This is a genomic window from Terrabacter terrae, assembly GCF_039529575.1.
In the GTDB taxonomy this organism is placed as follows: Bacteria; Actinomycetota; Actinomycetes; order Actinomycetales; family Dermatophilaceae; genus Terrabacter; species Terrabacter terrae.
This window is the reverse complement of the sequence record NZ_BAAANB010000021.1, coordinates 43,342-59,883: the sequence shown is the minus strand read 5'-3', so window position 1 is coordinate 59,883 and position 16,542 is coordinate 43,342. Positions and strand designations below refer to the sequence as shown.

17 protein-coding genes are annotated in these 16,542 nt (G+C 69.7%); 9 read left to right on the top strand and 8 right to left on the bottom strand.

Translation table 11 applies throughout. The features are described from left to right. Positions 1-405: 405 nt before the first annotated feature. From ABD194_RS10355 to ABD194_RS10330, 6 genes are all read right to left on the bottom strand, one after another. Complete coding sequence (locus tag ABD194_RS10355; RefSeq protein WP_343990960.1) at positions 406-738, bottom strand: hypothetical protein; 333 nt, start codon at positions 736-738, stop codon at positions 406-408. A 278-nt stretch (positions 739-1,016) separates the two neighbouring features. Beyond that, a complete protein-coding gene (locus tag ABD194_RS10350) occupies positions 1,017-2,132 on the bottom strand; it encodes an amidohydrolase family protein (RefSeq protein ID WP_343990958.1) in 1,116 nt (371 codons plus the stop codon). Positions 2,133-2,136: 4 nt separating this feature from the next. Further along, positions 2,137-3,300: a carboxylate-amine ligase gene (locus tag ABD194_RS10345; RefSeq protein WP_343990956.1), complete on the bottom strand. Its 1,164-nt coding sequence runs from the start codon at positions 3,298-3,300 to the stop codon at positions 2,137-2,139. A 323-nt stretch (positions 3,301-3,623) separates the two neighbouring features. After that, positions 3,624-4,325 (bottom strand): GAF domain-containing protein, encoded by a 702-nt coding sequence (locus ABD194_RS10340; protein ID WP_343990954.1) that lies wholly within the window; start codon positions 4,323-4,325, stop codon positions 3,624-3,626. 584 nt (positions 4,326-4,909) lie between these two features. Continuing rightward, positions 4,910-6,292: an alpha/beta hydrolase gene (locus ABD194_RS10335; RefSeq protein WP_343990952.1), complete on the bottom strand. Its 1,383-nt coding sequence runs from the start codon at positions 6,290-6,292 to the stop codon at positions 4,910-4,912. Positions 6,293-6,487: 195 nt separating this feature from the next. Then, complete coding sequence (locus ABD194_RS10330; RefSeq protein ID WP_343990950.1) at positions 6,488-6,769, bottom strand: helix-turn-helix transcriptional regulator; 282 nt, start codon at positions 6,767-6,769, stop codon at positions 6,488-6,490. Positions 6,770-6,970: 201 nt separating this feature from the next. On the opposite strand from ABD194_RS10330, the gene ABD194_RS10325 reads away from it, so the two are divergent. From ABD194_RS10325 to ABD194_RS10315, 3 genes are all read left to right on the top strand, one after another. Beyond that, positions 6,971-7,699: a DUF4389 domain-containing protein gene (locus ABD194_RS10325; protein ID WP_343990948.1), complete on the top strand. Its 729-nt coding sequence runs from the start codon at positions 6,971-6,973 to the stop codon at positions 7,697-7,699. A gap of 65 nt (positions 7,700-7,764) precedes the next feature. After that, entirely contained in the window at positions 7,765-8,547 is a 783-nt protein-coding gene (locus ABD194_RS10320; protein ID WP_343990946.1) for a DUF4386 domain-containing protein, read from the top strand. Further along, a complete protein-coding gene (locus ABD194_RS10315) occupies positions 8,547-9,422 on the top strand; it encodes a DUF4386 domain-containing protein (protein ID WP_343990944.1) in 876 nt (291 codons plus the stop codon). Before ABD194_RS10320 ends, ABD194_RS10315 begins: the two co-directional genes overlap by 1 nt. A gap of 606 nt (positions 9,423-10,028) precedes the next feature. Here ABD194_RS10315 and ABD194_RS10310 read toward each other — a convergent pair. Then, the gene (locus ABD194_RS10310) at positions 10,029-10,613 is read right to left on the bottom strand and encodes a TetR/AcrR family transcriptional regulator (protein ID WP_343990942.1); all 585 of its coding nucleotides are present in this window, start codon (positions 10,611-10,613) and stop codon (positions 10,029-10,031) included. Positions 10,614-10,702: 89 nt separating this feature from the next. Between ABD194_RS10310 and ABD194_RS10305 the strand changes: the two genes are divergently transcribed. The 6 genes from ABD194_RS10305 to ABD194_RS10280 all read left to right on the top strand — a co-directional run bounded on the left by ABD194_RS10305 (position 10,703) and on the right by ABD194_RS10280 (position 15,580). Next, positions 10,703-10,873, top strand: coding sequence for a hypothetical protein (locus ABD194_RS10305; RefSeq protein WP_343990940.1), 171 nt, complete (start codon positions 10,703-10,705; stop codon positions 10,871-10,873). A gap of 153 nt (positions 10,874-11,026) precedes the next feature. Continuing rightward, entirely contained in the window at positions 11,027-11,716 is a 690-nt protein-coding gene (locus tag ABD194_RS10300) for a DUF981 family protein (RefSeq protein WP_343990938.1), read from the top strand. Between the two features lie 265 nt (positions 11,717-11,981). Further along, positions 11,982-13,214 carry a metal-dependent hydrolase family protein gene (locus ABD194_RS10295; protein ID WP_343990936.1) on the top strand — a complete coding sequence of 411 codons (1,233 nt, stop codon included), beginning with the start codon at positions 11,982-11,984 and terminating at the stop codon, positions 13,212-13,214. After that, positions 13,211-14,482 (top strand): amidohydrolase, encoded by a 1,272-nt coding sequence (locus tag ABD194_RS10290; protein ID WP_343990934.1) that lies wholly within the window; start codon positions 13,211-13,213, stop codon positions 14,480-14,482. The genes ABD194_RS10295 and ABD194_RS10290 overlap by 4 nt, the downstream gene beginning before the upstream one ends. 9 nt (positions 14,483-14,491) lie before the next feature. Next, the gene (locus tag ABD194_RS10285; protein ID WP_343990932.1) at positions 14,492-15,124 is read left to right on the top strand and encodes a trimeric intracellular cation channel family protein; all 633 of its coding nucleotides are present in this window, start codon (positions 14,492-14,494) and stop codon (positions 15,122-15,124) included. 303 nt (positions 15,125-15,427) lie between these two features. Next, entirely contained in the window at positions 15,428-15,580 is a 153-nt protein-coding gene (locus ABD194_RS10280) for a zinc ribbon-containing protein (protein ID WP_343990930.1), read from the top strand. Between the two features lie 65 nt (positions 15,581-15,645). Here the strand turns inward: ABD194_RS10280 and ABD194_RS10275 are convergent, their stop codons facing one another. After that, complete coding sequence (locus ABD194_RS10275) at positions 15,646-16,542, bottom strand: universal stress protein (protein ID WP_343990928.1); 897 nt, start codon at positions 16,540-16,542, stop codon at positions 15,646-15,648.

Here is a 16,542-nt window from a genome sequence, read left to right as displayed (position 1 = left end):
ACTCAGGCAGAAGCGTCGCCAGCGGCCGCTCGGCGGCTATAGCGGAAGGCCGGATCCAGCCGCCTCTCGCATCGAAACAGGACGCTCGCTAGGGACAGGGGGTCTGGCATGTGGCGCAGGGTGTGGTGGAATCGGGCGCTACCGTGCTGGTCGTCGCGGTGATGGCGGTCGCGATTTAGGGTGGCGCAGCGCAAGTGCCGGGCCTCTACCGCTGCTTCAGGAACGTGGGGGGCAGGTTGAACACTGCTCGTGCGGAGCCGCCGGGCAACGCCCTTCTTCGGACTTGTCTGGCCGGCTGGGAGACGACTCGGCCTCCACGGAGAGCACAGACGTCGAGGGGATTCAGGCGCCCGTCGGTGCCAGACGGAGGGAGGAGTGAGCACCTCCATGTCATCCTCCCGGGCGTCAGGCGCGCCCGGCTCGGCGTGGCCGCGACACCCAGGCCCAGCCCGCCAGCCAGCCCAGTTCGCACACGGCGTCCTGCAGGTACATCCGGCTGATCCGCCGCTTGGGCACGTAGACCGCATCGATCGTCAGCAGTGTGGCGGCGGTGCCGATGCCGACCACCCGCGCGACGCGCAGCTGTACCGGGTTCCGGCTCAGCAGCTGGGCGCAGCCGACCGTCGTCAGCAGGCCCGCGACCGTGTGGACGAGCCAGCGGTCGTTCTTCGGCCCGTAGACCGCCTCGAACGTCCGCATGCTCACCAGCGGCCAGACGCCGCTGACGACGTTGAACACTCCCTGTGCCTGGGCGAGTCGCCGCATCGTGGCACCTCCTGCTGTCGTTCGCGTCGGGGTCGGGCGACCCGTACCCAGCCTCACCCGTCTTTGAGGTTGAGCACGGCAGGGCAGGTCAGCCGGACAGATCTCTCAAGGGCCACGCACCCCCGCGCCGCCGTTCGGAGTCGGGCCAGTCCAGCGCCGACGCGCCGCAGCCGAGGGACGAGAGGGTTGGTCTGCGTCTTGGCTGCCTGCGTCTCCGAGGAGGCATCTGCAGGCTGAATCGGACCGTCTCCTCAGGGCAGTGGCGCAGCCGGGGTGCGGGCGATGAACGCTGCTGCTGAGATGAGGTCCCATCCGGGGCTGAACTGGTTGCGTTTCGGGATCCGGCTCTGGTGCTCCTCGTAGAGGTCGAGCAGCTGGACCACCGAGGCGAGGGCGGGGGCCTGCGGGTCGTCGTCCCGGACGGTACAGGCATGCCTTGCGACGGTCAGGCACACGCCGGGGTCCTCGCCGCGCTGGGTGGACTCCAGCGCGGCGAGCAGGTTGGTCGCCACGGTCTCCAGCGACGGCCCGATCGGGGCCCGCTCCCCGGCTGGGGGTGGGCCGAGGTCCAGGGGTGTGGCGCCGTCGATGAGCCGGGCGAACTGGCCACCGATGACCGAGGCGATCTGGTCCGGCTTCAGGCCGACCTGCCAGGCGCACCGGATGGTCTTGAAGGTCGCGTGCGCCGGGCTGCAGTACGGCAGGTCGCTGGCGTTGAGGATGCGGCCGGGAGGGACCAGCTTCATCGCCGCCAGCACGTTGGCTGGCGTCCACCATGAGGTGTCGACGAACAGGTTCGGGGTGTCCGCGAACTGGTAGCTCAGGCGGTCCAGGTCGGTGAGGGCACAGTGGGCCAGGATGAGACGCAGCCCGGGCCAGCGCGCGCAGACGCGCAGCGGGTCCTCCCCGAGGGTGGGCAGCTCGGGCCCGGCGTGCACGATCACCGGCAGATGGCGCTCGTGCGCGATCTCGTACACATTCTCCAGCCGCGGGTCGGCCAGGCTGAAGTCGTCGCTGGAGAGGTGGAGCTTGACGCCGCGCGCGCCGGCGGCCAGGGCCTCCTTGAGCAGCTCGGTGGGACGCTCCTCGGGGGTGATCCGGGCGAACGCGACCAGCCGCTGGGGTGAGCTCTCCGCGGCCTTGGCGCAGGCGAGGTTCGCGTCCCGGTAGCCCGCCGGTTCGGCCAGCGGGAACACGGCCGCCCGTCCGTCCACGGCGTCCAACGCGTCCAGCAGCTCATCGAGGCCGGCGGCGAAGCCGCTGGGATCGTTGCCGCCGAGGTGGGTGTGCGCGTCGAAGACCTGGATGTCCGGGATCTTCGCGGTGAGGCAGTCGAGCCAAGGTTGCGTGAGGTGGTCTGCGTACATCGGCTCATCCGTCCTGGTTGGTCGTGCGGGTGACGAGGTCGGCCAGCAGGGCCGGCATGCCGTGTTGCCGGTACAGCTGGCGTTGCCGGTCCGGCTCCGGCGGGCTCACGAGCATCGACTCGACCACGTCCAGGGGGCGGTCCAGCCCCTCCGGGGCCAGTGCGCTGCGGGCCTCGGCAAGGGTGCGCACGGCGACCTCGCGCAACGGCCTGCTGGCGCCGTCGGTGTCGACGACGGCGGTGTCGAGCCCGTGCCGGCAGGCGCGGTAGTCGTTGGCGGCCAGGACGTCGTCGGGAAGGTCCACGGTGTCCGGGGCCTGCACGGTGTGGCGGACCAGGCCCTGGATGAGCGCGGCCAGGCCGGCCACCCGAGCGAGTGAGGTCTGGGTGTCCATGACGCGGACCTCGAGGGTGCCGAGCCGGGGCTGGGGGCGCAGGTCCCACCAGACGTACGTGTAGTCGGGGATCCCTGCGGCCGTGACGATCCGCTCGCTCGTCGTCACGTACTCCTCCCAGGACCGCAGGGCCGGCGGGACCGTGGTCCGCGGGTAGGAGCGGGTGATCGCCGACCGAGCGGAGGCGAGCCCGGAGTCCTGCCCGTGCCAGAACGGCGAGCTCGCCGACAGGGCACGCAGCAGGCACAGCCGGTTGCGTAGCCCGCGATAGGCGAGCATGGCGGTCTGCGTGTCGGGCAGCGCGACGTGGATCTGCAGCGCCGCCGTGGGGGTGCGGAACAGGCCCGCCATCTCCGTCAAGATCCAGTCGTAGCGGGCGGAGGACGCCATGTGCGCCGTCCCGAACGGAGCGTCGGGGTGGACCCCGACGGCCATCGGCCGGGCGCCGTTGGCGGTCAACCACCGGCGCAGGCCGCGCAGTGCCGCGGCGAGGTCCTCACCGTCTTGGCACACCGTCGTGTTGAGCTCGACCTGGTCGACGAAGATCTCACCGGTGACGCCACCATCGGGTTGGCGGCCGGCGCACAGGTCGGCCAGCACCGAAGCGGCGGCCGCCCCCAACAGGTGGCCGTCGTCGTCCACCAACATCAACTCGTCCTCGGCACCGACCGTGAACTCGCCACCGCGGCGCCACTCGAACGCCGAGGCGGTGGCTTCTGGGCGGGGAGGCCGTCGCCACGGCGGCCGAACTCGGCGCCGCGCAGGGCGCGGCACCGCCGAAGCCAGCGGGCGGCCCGCAGCGAAAACAGCCGATCCGGCATCGGACTGCTCCGGATCAGGACTCCCCTCGGCTGGCTCCACGGTCGTTTGCTGGCTCGTCCGCCGTGGCGGACCTGCCACCCCCGGGGCCGCGTGTGTTCCTCGGAAAATCGGCTGATCCACGGCGCACCTCGAGCCAACGTCAATCCCGCCGGTGGTTCGACGATGCCCAATGGGTACCCACCGGCTGCGCCCCGTAACGTCCGAGCGCGTATCGGCGCTTCACCACGGCGGGAGCGGTGGACCGGCGACCCGGCTCGCGGCATCTGTTCTCTCCATCAGCCGTGCGGGCCCAGAGCCTCCACCAAGGCGCGCGCGAGCACGTGGACGGCCACCCCGGCCCGGGCTGCCGCTGCCTGGATGCTCTCCTCGGCCGCTTGCGGCTGAAGGCCGCGCGCCGCGACCAAGAAACCGATGGCCTGGTCGAGGTACGCCTGCCCCCTGAGCCGCTGAGGGCTCTTCACCGCCTCCAGCCGGGTCGCGAACGACAGGTCCGCGTTCGCCACTGCTCCCGGAGCCCACGCACCGAACAACTCGGCCAGTTGCTCCACATGCCCTTCGAAGGAGTCGCGCCCGGCGCCGTACAGGTTCACCCCGCCGGTCACCACGCCCCGCCGGCGGAACGGCATCGACAGGCTGCTGCGGATCCCCGCCGCAGCGCTGGCCTGCGCGAACAGCTGCCACCTGCCCTCGTCCAGCAGGGCTTCGGTGTCCGTCTGTACCGTGGCGGCCTGTCGAACGGCTTCCAGGCACGGGCCGTCATCGGCGTACTGGACGGCGTCGAGCGCCGCGATGTCGACGTCGCTGGCCACGTAGGTCAGCACCAAGCCCTCGGTGACCAGGCCGAGACTGATTCCGACCAGCTCCGGGACACGCTCCTTGGCCTGCTGGGTCAGGCGCTGCAAGTCTCCGCGTAGTTCGACGTCGCCGTACCGCTCCAGCTCCTCGAGCGCCTCATGTGTCTCCGGGATGGGCTCCATGCCTAGAGACGTACCCCATGCCACCCGCGATGGCCGGGCTGGCACGACCGGCCGGAATATGACGGTCGTCGCCTGGCTGACGCTCACGGATGTCGGGGGCGTGCGGCGGCTCAGCGTCAGCTCGCGGTGAAGAAGAAGCGGAAGGGGTGGTCGATGTGAGAATCGTGGTCATCGGTGGTGGTCCTACGCGTCTCGTCTGGGGTATCGGACTCGCTCGACGGGGGCGGGAGGTCGTCGCGGCTCACCGGCCTCGTCGCCATGGGTGAGCGGGGATTCCTCCTGACCGGCCGCCACCTTCCCGAGGGCGCGTGGCCGCTGCTGCGCCTACCGTTGCCCTTCGAGAGGAGCCTGCCCGGCGTGTTGGCGGCCGGTGATGTGCGGTTCGGCTCCGTCAAGCGCGTCGCCGGGGCAGTCGGGGAGGGCTCGGTCACCGTCGGCTCCGAGTACGTCGCTGGGTTCGACGCACGTCAACGGCGGCCCTGCGCTTCGGACCGATAAGACGGCTGCACGTGATGCTGTCCGGCCGCGGTCTCCATGGCTCAGCGGGAGCCGACAGGAAAAGATGGGCTCGCTTGCGGCGGTGGTCACTTCGCAAGTGGCAGGTGGTTCTGGGCCGAGGAAACGACATCGAGGATGGCTTGGGTGGTGCCTTGGGCGTACTGCTCGTTGGTGATGAGACCGATGTGGCTGGCGCCCCGGACCACGCGGTGAGAACTGTCGCTCGACAAGGTGGCCAGCTTCTTCTGAGCGGCGTTGTGGGTGGCGTCGGTCTCGGCGCCGGCGGTGAGCACGACGAGCGGTTTGGCGCCGAGGCCGGTCAGCATGACCGCTTCTGCTCCTGAGGCGTTGGCCTGGACGAACTCGTCGATCCAGCCGGCGGCGTAGTCGGCGGTTGCGGTCTTGGCGCGGATCTCGTCACGCGGCTGCGGGGGTAGATCGCCGTAGCCGAAGCTTCCGATCAGGCGCACTACGCCGACTCGCGCGGCCGCGGCCGTGAGGGCTGCGACACGGGACGTGGCGGCGTCGTAGGAGCTGGTGTCGTACGCCTTGGCGTTGGCCGGCACCGCCTGGGTGGCGGGGTTGGTGGAGTCGATCAGCACCATGCCGGCGACGTCGTCGGGATACCGGGCGGCGTGGGTCAGGACGTAGAGGCCGCCGAAGGAGTGACCGGCCAGGACGTACGGTCCTGGGACGTGGGCGCGTTGCAGCAGGGCGTGAAGGTCGGTGGTGACCTGGGTGGCGTCCTGGGGGCTGTCTGCCGGCTCGCTCCAGCCGCGACCCGGACGGTCGTAGACGCAGACCCGGGTGTGGGCGGCCACCGCGGGCGCTATCCGCGCCCACACCGACGAGAAGTCGCCTCCGCCGGGTTGCAGCACGACGGTCGGGCTACCGGAGCCGGAGCAGCGCAGGTGCAGGCTGTGTCCGCCCACGTCGACCATTTGACCCGCCATCGGGTATGCCGTGGTGTCTGCCTGCTCCCGAACGGTCTCGTAGCCGCCGCCGACGGCGGCCAGAGCCAACACCGCCAACACCGGGTAGAGCAGCCAGAACCGGGTGCTGCTGTGCAGCTGTCGACGCGCCTGGATGAAGATCCAGATCACCAGTGCCAGCAGCATCGGGGGCCAGATCCAGTTCAGCAGCGTGCGTGAGGAGTCGCCGAACGCGATCACGAGAAGACCGCTCACGCCCATGACCAGGGCAGGCACTACCGCCCATCGCTGCGGTTGTTCGGTGTACCGCGTGGAGAGGACCGCCAATGTCGCCCATCCCACCGCGAACCCACAGAGGGCTGCCCCCGTCACGTGGTCCTCGTCGGGCGGGACGAACGGAGCGAGGGCCAGCAGGACGGCGGCGATGAGCCCTGTCGCCAGTGACCCGGCCACGACCCGGCCGATGTGGCCTCGCGGTTCCGGCTGCGAACCGTCGTCCGGACGGACCTGCCCGGGCAGGGTGGGTGTGGTGGCCATGGCGCCTCCTACCGCATGTGGCGCAGCGCGAGCACCGCTCTGTTTGCGGCAGGAGCACGTTCCGTCATCTTCGACGGTACGTCGCCGCACGTCGCGCTGAACGGGACATGGCAGCATCCGCGGACAAAGCAGCGAAGGGCATCGAGCCACTTCCCGGACCCGGCACCACTCGGCGTAGAACGCGCCGGTATCGCGTCAGTTCGAGGCCACGAGCAGGGCGAGTAGCTCGCCAATCGTCGCCTCACGGCCTAGGGGTTGCCGCAGCGGCAGATGATGCTGGATCCGGTAGCGGTTACGCCGGCCATCCCTGTCCTTGACGACATACCCCGCGGCCGTCAGATCGGTGACGATGCCGAACACCGTTCGCTCGGTGAGCCTGAGCACCTCGCCGATGTCCCGTAGCCGCAAACCCGGGTCGTGAGCGATGCAGACCAGAACCCGGGCATGGTTCGTCAGGAAGCTCCACTCTGCACCCATACGCGCAGTATAGCAAACGGATTCTAGTAATCGAATGCACGTTTCGATGTGCGTGCGTACCGTCGAGAGCACCAGCACTGGGGCAGCCAAAGGAGCCGACTGACGACGCTGGAGCGAGAAGCCGTCAGATCCAGGAGCCATGCCGACCCTCGAGGCGCCCCCTCCAGCCACCGTCGCGACCGCGCGACAGAGAGGACCACCATGGACACCGAACCAAGCCCCTACCCTCTTCGCCTCACCGGTGAGCTGGCCCCGACGCTGAGCCGCGGCCTCTGGCTGGTCAAGTGGCTGCTCGCGATACCGCACTTCGTCGTGCTGGTGTTCCTGTGGCTGGCGTTCGCGGTGGTGAGCGTGATCGCGTTCTTCGCGATCCTGTTCACCGGCCGCTACCCGGCGGGGTTGTTCACCTTCAATGTCGGCGTCCTGCGCTGGTCCTGGCGCGTGGGCTTCTACTCCTACGGCGCCCTGGGCACCGACCAGTACCCTCCGTTCACCCTCAAGGACGTCCCGGACTACCCGGCACGGCTCGAGGTGGACTACCCGGCCTCGCTCTCGCGGGGGCTCGTGCTCGTGAAGTGGTGGCTGCTCGCGCTGCCGCAGTACCTGATCATCGGAGTCTTCACCGGTGCCGCGTTCGGCGGCTACAACCAGGTCAGCCAGGGCGACAACCACGGCAACGCGTGGCTGTACGGCTCCGGCCTGATCGGTCTGCTCGTCCTGATCGCCGGGCTCGTCCTGCTGTTCGCCGACCGCTACCCGCGCGGCCTGTTCGACTTCGTGCTCGGAATGAACCGCTGGGTCTTCCGCGTCGCCGCCTACACCAGCCTCATGACCGACGTCTACCCGCCGTTCCGGCTCGACCTGGGCGGCACCGAACCCGCCACCGCCTCCGACACGACCCCGCGGACGCCAGCGCCGGTCGTCTCATGAGCGCTCTGCCCGGCGAGGCAACCACGCCCGGCACCCCCGACCACCCGACCCACAAGGAGCACGCCATGACCGCTGCCACGCACAGCCCCGGCTCCACCATGGCCCCGGGACCCACCACTGCGCACCGACGGATGGACCCGATGAGAAGGATCTCCCTGACCGCCGGGGTGCTGTACCTGGTCACGTTCGTGTCGATCCCGACGCTCGCGCTCTACAAACCGGTGAAGGACAACGTCGGCACCTTCGTCCTCGGCGCGGGCAGCGACGCCGGCGTCCTGTGGGGCGCCCTCTCCGAGGTCGTCGTCGGCCTCGCCGGGATCGGCACCGCCGTGGTGCTCTACCCGGTCGCCAGACGGGTCAGCCAGACCGCCGCCCTCGGCTTCGTCACCGCGCGAGTCGTGGAGACCAGCCTCATCTTCACCGGCGTCGTCAGCATGCTGACGATCTTCACCCTACGCACCGACGTCGCGGGAACCGCGGGTGCGAACCCCGCATCTCTCGTCACGACCGGCCACAGCCTGCTCGCCTCCTACACCTGGACGTTCCTGCTCTCCCAGAGCCTCATGCCCGTCTTCTGCGACCTGCTCCTGGGCTACGTGCTGTACCGGTCCCGGCTGGTCCCGCGCTTCCTGCCGATCATCGCCTTCGTCGGCGCCCCGCTGCTGCTCATCTCCGACCTCGCGATCTTCTTCGGCGTCTATACCAACCTTTCGCCGATCGCCCTCTTCGCAGGGCTGCCCGTCGCCGTCTTCGAGCTCACCCTCGGCATCTGGCTCATCGTCAAAGGGTTCAAGCCGAGCAAGTACGGGATCGACATAGCCGCTGACCTCCCCGTCAGCGGCGGCTGATGAGCCCGCGGCGCGGGGCGCGGGTCGAGCTGCCCGACACAGCCGCGACCACCACGGCCGAAGGCACCAGCGCCCTGGACCGGGCCGCATCAACGAATGAGCCTGCGGATCGCCGACCGGATGCCGTAGCAGTACCGGACCACCAACCCCACGTGCTGCTCGACACTCCAACGGCTTCGCCTGTACGGCTCGCCAAGGTGGCTGGCCTGCTCTATCTCGTGATAGCGGTCTTCGGCGCCTTCGCCCAGTTCGTACGCGTGAAGGTGTACGTGCCGGGGAACGCCGCAACGACGTCAACGAACATCGTGGCGAATGCGCCCTTGGTGCGGACCAGCTTCGTGGCGGACCTGGTTCAGGCCCTGGTATGGCTCGTGTTGGCCGTGGTACTCCACCGGCTGTTCGCTCACGCGGGACGAAGCATTGCGCGGGCCTTGGTGGTCTTCGTGTCGGTCTCGGTCGCTATCGCCTCCCTGAACATGCTCAACCAGCTCGGCGCCCTGCTAGTCGCCACCAACGACTCGTACGTCACCGCGTTCGGCGTCAATGGATCCCACGCACTGGTCTTGCTCTTCATGGACTTGCAGCACTACGGCTACCTGATCGCCCAGTTGTCCTGGCTCTGGCTTTTCGCCCTCGGCCTCCTCGGCTACCGCTCCGGCATGTTCCCCAACTGGCTCTCATTCCTGCTCATGTTCGCCACGGTCTGCTACGTCATCGATGCGCTGACTCGGTTCCTCGCCCCGTCTTTCGCTGACACGTCGGCAGCGGTCTTCCTCCTACCGGAGATCATCGGCGAGGTGGCACTGCTCGGTTACCTCTTGATCAGAGGCGTAAGACAGCCGCAGCCCACAGTCTCCGGCCCCACCACGATCTGAGCCAGCCACGCTCCAGCACGACCATGAAACGTATCCAAACCCGGGTCGACCTTCCCGCCATCCCATCGGTGGTCTGGGAGCAGCTCACGGACACGGCTTCGTCCCGAAGCTGGGACCCTTTCATCACTTCGGCCTCTGGAATCTTGGCAGTCGGCCAACGGCTCCGGGTTCGGATCGCGCCCCACAGTGGGCGGCACGAGGACGTTCTGATGCGTATCGCACGCCGGATCGCACGACGCGGCCAAGCGGCCGCTGCCCTGCATCGATGCGTCTCCCTGAATACCGGAAGGGAGGCGGTTCGACCCGCCCCTGGCCACAACCCGGAACCGCAGGTCACGTCGTCGTGACCTGCGGTTTCGGCATCCCCGGGATGGGTCACCGGGAAGCCGCGATGTCGGCGAGCGATTGTGACTCACCGCAACACGCCGAGGTTCGCCGGGAGTGGTCGCACGACTTGTCGCACGAGTCTCTGAGTAGCCGCGGGTCGAACTCGATCGCGGATGGCCGGTCCGCAGTGTCAGCGACGGATGGATCCCAGCTCTCGATCGTCGCGCTCGAGACAGGTGGCCGCCCCGACAACCCTCTGCGCCATGGACCACCGCTCGCCTACGTCGCCGGATCAGCCCGTCGCGGCTCTGTCCCGTGCAACAGGATTCGGACGACCCCGTCCGCCCAGCCCTGCCGGGCCTGGCCGTACCGCAGCACCTCGCCCAGGTAGGCGCCGAAGGCCAGCCCGGCCACCGCATCGGCGTTCACCTCGGCGCGAATCCGGCCTGCCGCGACGTCGGCATCGATCCGTGCCTGCAAGGCTGTCAGCTGCCGCACCAAGTGCGCCCGGAAGGCCGCCGTGAAGGCGGGATCGGAATCGGCGAGCGCCGCGGCGACCGCGCCACGGCCCAGCTGGACCTCGACCAGGCGCAGCGCCTCTTCGAGGAGCCAGCGAAGTTTCTCCTCCAGCGGCAGTTCCGGCGCCGGGAACGGCGCGTCCTCCAGCTGATCCAACGTCGCCGCCAACAGCGCCGCCCGATTGCGGTAGCGCCGGTAGACCGTCGTTCGAGCCACCCCCGCGCGGGCAGCCACCGCCTCGATGTGCACCGCTGCCGGGCCCTCGTCTCTGAGCAGCTGGAGGGCGGCGCCGGCGATCCGGACATCGGCCTGCGCGTCGCGAGGCCGGCCTCGTGCAGGTGTCACGGCTCCCCCTGGAACAAAGCGATGAACTAAAACGCTACACCAACTGTAGCGTTATTTGCGGGCAACGCCCCCGCTAGGAAGGAGCTCTCATGGCCCCCACCGAAGCCCTGATCCCCGGCGCCATCGCCATCCTCTTCGTCGTCGCCTGGTTCATCGCCGGCCTGATAGACGCGACATGCGGAGATCGCAGCGCCCAGCCCACGTCTCGCGCGGTGCACCCGGCACGGGCAGCAACACACCACCAGGAACGCTCCCGCTGACGACACCGCCTGCCGTGAGTGTGCGGAGGGCGACCAGACCAGACACCCAAGGAGAGCAAACACACGGCATTCCCACACAGGAACAGCCGCGAAACACGCAGGACACACCCCGACAGGCCTGAGAAAGCAGGTCGGACAAGGAGGACAGACGACATGGTCGTCTACAACGAGCTAGTAGCCATCACCGCCGGAGCGGGACTCATCGGCTTCGCCAGTTTCCTGACCCGCCTGGTCCGCGGCAAGAGGATCGAGAGCGAAGGATGGGCCGGGTTCTTCGGCGTCACGGGCCTACTACTGTTCGCACTCGGGATCCACACCACCGTGACGTGGCCCTTCGGCGGGAACGGCTTCGAGTACGCCAACATCGCCTTCGGCCAGCCCGCGGCGGGGTTCGGCGCACTCCTGCTCTTCGCTGCGGTGTACCTGTGGCGCCAGAGGACCCTCTTCACCGCCGACCCCGACACCGCCAACGCGACGGCCCTCCGGGCCCTCAAGCCGGTTTCCTACTTCGTTGGCGCCCTCGGCGTGGCAATGGGCGTCCTGGCCATCACGTTCGTCCGCTTCCAGCTCGGCGCCGCGCCACCGGAGGAGCCCATCAGCGGACGCTTCGGCCACCTGCCGCTGCTGGAGGCCCTGTTCCTCGGGGGTCTGTGGGGCATCGTCGCACTCGGCGCCATCCTCTTCGCATTCGCGCAGCTGACCGACCGGGCAGCCCTGCTGGTCTGGGCGGCCCGCGCGTGGCTCGTCGGGGGTCTCGTGCTCCTGCTGTTCGGTGCGCTGAACTACTACACGCACATCGGCATGTACTTCAACATCGCTCACGGCACCTCGCACCTCTGGTGACCCCGTCCACGGCCGCTCACCCGCGGGCCGTGGCGCGCGATCCCAGCCTGCGCTCAGCCGGCTCGGAGACCATCGCCGGAGAGGGAGTAACACGCGTGAATCCCTGCACCAGACCGGCCCACGTCGATGGACACGAGCACTCCCCGGGACCGCAAGGAGCCCGACCTATGAACCACGGAAGCACCGCCGCTCCCTGGGACGCCGCGCATGTCGAGGTCATCGACAGCCTCCCACCTGGTGCCGAGTAGGGAGAGGGGCCACCGCCTTGCCTACCGTCATCGTGTGCGGCGCCCTCTTCGACGGGCGCGCTGACACTCTGACCGGTCCGGCCGAGATCCTGGTGGACGGTGACCGCATCGTCGAGGTCGGCGGCTCCGTCTCCCGGCCGACCGGCACCCACGTCGTGGACCTCTCCGGCCGGACGGTCACCCCGGGGTTCATCGACTGCCACGTCCACCTGACGATGGCCGGCTCCAGGATCGCCGCCCAGACGCTGTCCACCTCAGCCAGCAAGGCCCTCACCGGTCTCGGGCTGGCCCAGCGGTACCTCAGCTACGGGTTCACCACCCTGCGGGACCTCGGGACCATGGACCCCGAGTGGCCGACCGTGGACCTGCGCAACGCCATCGCCGCGGGAACCGTCCCGGGTCCGCGCCTCGTGGTCGCCGGTCACCTGATCGGGGCCACCGGCAGCCACGCCGACATCGGCGGCATGTACGCCCCACGCTGGCACCTGCCCGTCGCGGACCCGGCCGACGGCCCGATGCAGGTGCGCGCCCGGGTGCGCACCGAGCACAAGTACGGCAGCGACTGGATCAAGACCGCCAACGCCGGCGGTTACTTCAGCTCCGGTGACGACCCGGCCCGCACCACCTGGTTCGTCGACGAGCTCACGGCCCTGGTGCAGACCGCGACCCAGCTCGGCCTTCCGGTCGCTGTGCACACCGGCGCAGCGCAGGCCTGCCAGCAGGCCATCCGGGCCGGCGTGCGCAGCCTCGAGCACGCCTACCTCATCGACGACGACGGCATCGCTCTCGCCGAAGAGGCCGGCACCTTCATCGTCCCGACGATGCAGATGACGCAGGAGGACCTCGCCGAGCTCGAGCACGGCACGCTGCCCCCACAGGCGGTGGGCAAGTTCACCCGCGACCACACCCAGATCCTCCAGGCACAGCACCGGATCGCCGCCAGCACCGTCAAGATCGCCTTCGGCACCGACTGCGGCATGTTCCCGTTCAGCCACGGGGTCCGCGAGTTCCAGGCGATGGTCACCGCCGGCATCACGCCCGTTCGCGCCCTCAAGGCCGCGACCAGTGTCGCTGCAGAGCTCCTGCGGCGGACGGACCTCGGAGTCATCTCAGCCGGCGCGTGCGCCGACCTCGTGGCCATGCCCGGCGACCCCACCACCGACATCACCGCGACCGCGAGCGTGGACTTCGTCATGGCCCGCGGACGCATCTACCGAAACGACACCCACGAAGCGCAGGAGGACCGATGATCAGCCCGCAGCTGGACGTGAGCACCATCCTGGACGACCTGTCAGACTGCCGCCCCTGGCAGGAGGACTTCTACCGGCACCTGCACCAGCACCCGGAGCTGTCCCACCAGGAGCACCAGACGGCCTCCGACGTGGCGAGCAGGCTGCGCGACAACGGGTTCGACGTCACCGAGGGCATCGGGGGCACCGGCGTCGTCGGTCGGCTGCGCAACGGCGACGGCCCGTGCGTCCTGCTGCGGGCCGACATGGACGCGCTACCGGTCAAGGAGGCCACCGGCCTGCCGTACGCGAGCACCGCCACCGCCCCCACCGGCGCCTCCGCCGGGGAGCAGGTTCCCGTCATGCACGCCTGCGGTCACGACGTGCACGTCACCTGCCTGCTCGGCGCGGCACACCTGCTCACCCGGCACCGAGACGCGTGGAGCGGGACCCTGGTCACCCTCTTCCAACCCGCAGAGGAGCTCGGCGACGGCGCGCGCCGGATGGTCGGCGACGGCCTCGCGGACGTGGTGGGCGCGGTCGACGTCGCGATGGCCCAGCACGTCCTACCTGGAGTCGCCGGCACGGTCGGAACACGTGCCGGGGCGGTCCTGTCCGCGGCCGACAGCATGCGCGTCACCGTCCACGGCCGCGGCGCACACGGCTCCATGCCCCAGGCGGCGGTGGACCCTGTGGTCCTGGCCGCGATGATCGTCATCCGCCTGCAGACGGTCATCTCCCGCGAGGTCGCCCCGACCACACCGGCGGTGTTGACCGTCGGCAGCATCCACGCCGGGACCAAGAGCAACGTGATCGGCGACCACGCGGTGCTCGAGCTCAATGTGCGGACCTACGACGAGCAGACCCGCTCCACCGTCCTGGACGCGATCCGCCGCGTCGCCGTCGCGGAGTGCCAGGCGTCCAGGTCGCCGTCAGACCCCGAGTTCGAGCTCTATGACCGCTTCCCGCCGACCGTCAACGACGGCGAGGCCACCGCCCGGGTCCACGCCGCCTTCGCCGAGCACTTCGGCGAGAACCTGACCGAGCTGCCGCTGCAGAGCGCCAGCGAGGACTTCTCCGACGTGCCCACCGCCCTCGGCGTGCCCTACACCTACTGGGGGATCGGTGGGACGGACCCGGACACGTATCGCGCCGCCGTCGCAGTGGGGAGCATCGACACGGACATCCCCGTCAACCACTCCCCCTACTTCGCTCCCGTCATCCAGCCCACCCTCGACACCGGCACCTCCGCCCTCGTGGTCGCAGCCCTGGCGTGGTTGGGCCACTGAGGCCGCCCGGTGCCCACCCCGCACATTGCCCTGCTCGTCCTCGACCTCGCCGGCACGTTCGTCTTCGCCCTCAACGGCGCCCTGACCGCCATCCGAGCCGAGCGCCTCGACATCGTCGGAGTCCTCGTCCTCGGCATGTTCACCGCCATGGGCGGCGGGATCGTCCGCGACGTCCTGCTCGGCTCCCTCCCACCTGCCACCTTCAGCGACTGGCGCTACCTTCTTGTTGCCGCCGGCGGCGCGCTCCTGGCCTTCCTCTTCGGCACCAGACTCGACCACCGGTCCTTCTCCATCAACGTCCTCGACGCCATGGGACTGAGCCTCTTCGCCGTCACCGGCGCCCTCAAGGCCCTCGACCGCGGCATGAGCCCACTGCCGGCGGTGCTGCTGGGAACCATCACCGGCGTCGGCGGCGGCACCCTGAGGGACGCCATCATCGGTCGCGTGCCCAGCGTGCTCAGCAGCGGCCTCTACGCGATCCCAGCCCTGGTCGGCGCAGCCATCATCGTCACCGCCCACGAGCTCGGCGTTGCCACACTGCCGGGCGCCCTCGTCGGCGCGAGCGTCTGCTTCGCCATCCGCCTCATCGGCATCCGCTACGACCTGAACGCCCCAGCACCCCGAGGCGCCCCACCAGGGTGACCGTCGACGCGGGTACGTGGCCTGCACGATCTGACGGCGTATCGCACGCCGGATCGCACGACGCGGCCAGGCGGGCCGCTGACATGCACCTATGCGTCTCCCTGAAATCGGGAGGTCGGCGGTTCGACCCCGCCCCTGGCCACAACCTCCGGAACCGCAGGTCACCTCGTCGTGGCCTGCGGTTTCGTCGTTCCTGCGAATGGCCGACGCCGGCTGGGCCACCCCTCCACCCGATGACAGGAATGACCTGCAGGCGCGGCGGGTAGGCATGCGATACCAGTACCTGTTCCAAGGAGGAGACCCATGGCTGCACACGCGGGCGAGAAGGCCGAGAAGACCGGTGACTTCTACTGCGCCTCCTGTGACGAGAAGGTCCATGTCACCCAAGGTGACCGCATCCCGAAGTGTCCGAACGGGCACTCAGAGTTCGAGACCCGGCGCAACGAGCGCGGATGAGTGGGATGCTGCGGCGCCGGTCTGGGCGGGATCCGACTCTCCCGGCACGTCCTGGCCCGGGAGAGTCAGCCGTCGCGCGGCGCCGGCACCATGAAGACCGGGACGGGCGACGAGCGCACGATCTTGGAGGCCCGGGAGCCGAGGAAGAGGCGCGCGGCAGGGGCTGACGAGGACGGGCCGACGACCAGCAGGTCGCCGTCGCTCCAGTGGACGTCGGAGATGGCCTTGCCCCAGGAGACGCCCTCACCGAGCACGAGCGACCGCGCGAGCCGCTCGCCGAGAGCCGGATCCGTCCGGCCCACCTTGGTACGCAGAGACTCCTTGGTCCGGGCCACCCACCTGTCGACGACCAGCTCGTCCGCCGACTCCTCGACACTCCCGTAGAACCGCTTCGGCGGCCGGACGGCGAACGTCACGACCCGCAGGTCGGCATCGACCCTCTGGGCGAGGCGCGCGCCCACGACGGCCACGTGCGCCCCGTCGGCCGATCCCCCGTAGCCGAGGTTGACCCGGCGGAGGTGCGCAGCGGGCCCGGGACGGTAGCCGCGTGGGGCCAGGAGCACCGGCAGCGGGGCCGAGTGGAGGAGCCGGTCGGTGACGCTGCCGAGCGAGATCCGTCCCAGGGGACCCTTGGTGGACGAGCCGAGCACGATGGCGGAGGCGTGGACGTCCGCGGCGAGCCCGAGCAGCCCGCCGGGGATCGAGGATGCCTCACGCACCGCGAAGGTCGCCGCGACGTCGCTCGGCAGACTCGTCTGCGCCTTCTCGAGGACGGACTCGCCCCAGGCGGCGAGGGGCCCGAGGTAGTCGCCGTCTATGAACTCGGGTGCTCCCGCCGCGTGTGGCGTCGTCACCACCACCGTGACGGCGAGGGGCTCACCCGTGGATCGTGACAGCACGCTCGCCAGCTCGAGGGCCGAGGTGCCGCTGTCCTGCGCGGTGTATGCGACGACGATCGTCAT